The 2915-nt window shown below is 64.2% G+C and carries 3 protein-coding genes; all 3 read right to left on the reverse strand.

Going from position 1 to position 2915, the window contains the following annotated elements; genetic code table 11:
• Positions 1–677, reverse strand: a 677-nt coding sequence (locus tag A2J01_RS09635; protein ID WP_231915753.1) for an SNF2-related protein, incomplete at its 3' end; no start/stop codon positions are given.
• Positions 678–795: 118 nt separating this feature from the next.
• Positions 796–1932: a homoserine O-acetyltransferase MetX gene (gene metX, locus A2J01_RS09640; RefSeq protein WP_007727395.1), complete on the reverse strand. Its 1137-nt coding sequence runs from the start codon at positions 1930–1932 to the stop codon at positions 796–798.
• The coding region (locus tag A2J01_RS09645; RefSeq protein WP_064112600.1) for a PLP-dependent transferase at positions 1929–2915 on the reverse strand (987 nt) is incomplete at its 5' end. The genes A2J01_RS09645 and metX, both read right to left, overlap by 4 nt.

Here is a 2915-nt window from a genome sequence, read left to right on the forward strand (position 1 = left end):
CGGGCGGCCCCGTGATGAACGTGCAGTGGCAGATGCGGAGCGAATCGCTCGATCTCGCGGCGCCAGTTTCCTATCACCGAGGTGGGACACACAACCAGATGCGGACCGTCGCCGGCGCGGATCGCGATCATCGAAATCGCTTGCAGTGTCTTACCCAAACCCATCTCGTCGGCCAAGATCCCACCACCCGAACCCGACAGAGCCGTCAGCCAGGCAACTCCCTGCATTTGATACGGGCGAAGAGTCGCCTGAATCTTTGCTCGGCGAAGGCTGTCCACGGCTGTACGCGCATCCGTGAACAACCGCACCGTGGACTCGGCGCTTCGGATCTTCGTGTCGTCGCGCTCGATAGCGGCATGCGCTGCGGTCGGAATGTCATGTGCGCCGGTGTCGATGACGCGCTTCCACGCGAGCAGCGACGATCCGAGGTCGCCGCGACCAGCATCGAGGTTGTGGAACGCGTCGATCGCGGTGGTGAGGTCGAGCAGTTGCGCTCCGACGTCGGTTGCTGTGATCGACTCGTCGACCGGGATCGCAAGCCTGCACACGCCCGGCGACCCGGTCGGCATCCCCAGTGCCGACAGCCGCGCTGCCGGGTCTGCGTCACCCCAGAACGCGAAGGACATGTGCTCGGGAATGTACGTAGCCTGCAGGCGCGTCGAGCATGGCTGATTCACGTTCGCCGATGCTAGCCGCGCCGGCTCACGTTCGCCAATGAGAATGTCGGGAAAACCCGCAGATCAGCTGTGGTTTTCCCGACATTGACGAATCCTGAAAACGTGGCTCTGTGCCGAATCAGCGAGCCGTACGCGCGAACTCCATCGTTCGGCGAAGCAGTCCGGCGACGGCGTCCGCCTCCGTCAGGAAGCCGTCGTGGCCGTCCTTGGACTTGAGAATCTCGAGGCCGCTGCACGTGGAAATTCCGTCGGCGATCTCCTCCTGCAAGCGAAGGGGATACAGCCGATCCGAGTCGACGCCGCCCACCACGACCGGTGCCGTGATCGATGCCAACGCCGCCGCAACACCGCCGCGTCCACGACCGATGTCGTGCCGGTTCATGGCCTCGGTCAGGAGGACGTACGTGCTCGGGTCGAAGCGGTCGACCAGCTTGTCTGCCTGATGTTCCAGGTAACTCTGTACGGCGTATCGTCCACCGTTCCAAGGATTTTCGTCGTTCTGAGCGGAGTTCTCGAAGCGCGCGTCCAGTTCGGACTCGGTGCGGTACGTCAGGTGCGCGATGCGACGGGCGATGCCGAGTCCGGTGCGAGGTGCCCGCCCCGTTCCGTGGTAGTCACCGCCCTGCCAATCCGGATCGGAGACGATGGCAGCGATCTGCGTCGTCTGGGTGCCGATCTGATCTGCAGTGGCCCGTGAACCGGTTGCGAGAACCAACGCGGAGCGAATGCCGTCCGGGTAGGTAACTGCCCATTCGAGGGTGCGCATGCCCCCCATGGATCCGCCGACTACCGAGGCCAACTGGTCGATCCCGAGGAGATCGACGAGCTTCTTCTCCGCCGCGATCTGATCCCGGATGGAGATCTCCGGGAACCTGCTGCCCCACGGCTTGCCGTCGTCGGCCGGCGAACTGGGACCGGTCGTGCCGCGACAACCACCGAGGACATTGGTTGCGATGACGCACCATTCGCCGGTGTCGATCGGTTCGCCGGGGCCGACCATCCCGTTCCACCAGCCGGGGGAGGGCTGATTCGCGGAGATCGGTCCGGTGACGTGTGAGTCTCCGGTCAGTGCGTGCTCGACGAGTACGACGTTGTCGCGGTTCGGGGAAAGCTCACCCCACCGCTGAACGGCGAGCGAAACCGATGGGAGCACCGCGCCGCTCTCGAGTTCCAAGGCACCGATGTCGACGAACCCCACCTGGCCGTCGGGTGGGGGCAGGAGGTCGATCCTGGGCTCCAATTCGTTCACGGTCACGAGTTTGCCACCGCTGCCAGGCCGACGGTGAGATCGGCGAGGATGTCGTCGATTCCTTCGATGCCGACCGCGAGGCGGACGAGCCCGGGTGTGACACCGGAGGCGAGCTGCTCTTCGGGGGTGAGCTGCGAGTGTGTCGTCGACGCGGGGTGGATGACGAGTGAGCGAACGTCACCGATGTTGGCGACGTGGCTGTGCAGCGTCAGGGCGTTGACGAACGTCTTGCCCGCATCGATACCGCCGGGCAGCTCGAAGGTGACGATGGCGCCGGTTCCCTTGGGCGTCAGCTGCTTTCCACGTTCGAACCATGGCGAGGAGGGAAGTCCCGCGTAGGAAACGGAGGCCACCTCGACGTGACCGTCGAGGAATTCGGCGACCTTCTGTGCATTGGATACGTGGCGCTCGATGCGCAGGCTCAAGGTTTCGATACCCTGCGCGATGAGGAACGCGTTGAACGGCGCCACGGCGGAACCGAGATCGCGCAGCAGTTGGACGCGGGCCTTGAGTGCGAACGCCGGCGCGCCGAGGTCCGCGAAGGTGACGCCGTGGTAGCTGGGATCAGGCGTCGTGAAGTTCGTGTGGCGACCCTGCGTCCAGTCGAAAGTGCCACCGTCGACAATGACGCCGGCGATCGCGGTGCCGTGTCCACCAAGGTATTTGGTGGCGGAGTGAACGACGATGTCGGCGCCGTGTTCGAGTGGGCGAAGCAGGTACGGCGTCGCGACTGTGTTGTCCACGATCAACGGAAGACCGTTCTCGTGGGCCAGTGACGAGATACCGGGTAGGTCGAGGATGTGGTTCTTCGGATTGGCGATCGTTTCGCCGTAGAACGCCTTCGTGTTCGGGCGAATGGCTTCGCGCCACTGCTCGAGATTGTCGGGATCCTCGACGAACGTGACTTCGATGCCCAGCTTACGAAGGGTGTAATGCAGGAGGTTGTACGTGCCGCCGTACAGGTACGGGCTGGAGACGATGTGGTCGCC

The organism is Rhodococcus sp. EPR-134 (assembly GCF_001647205.1).
GTDB lineage: Bacteria > Actinomycetota > Actinomycetes > Mycobacteriales > Mycobacteriaceae > Rhodococcus_F > Rhodococcus_F qingshengii.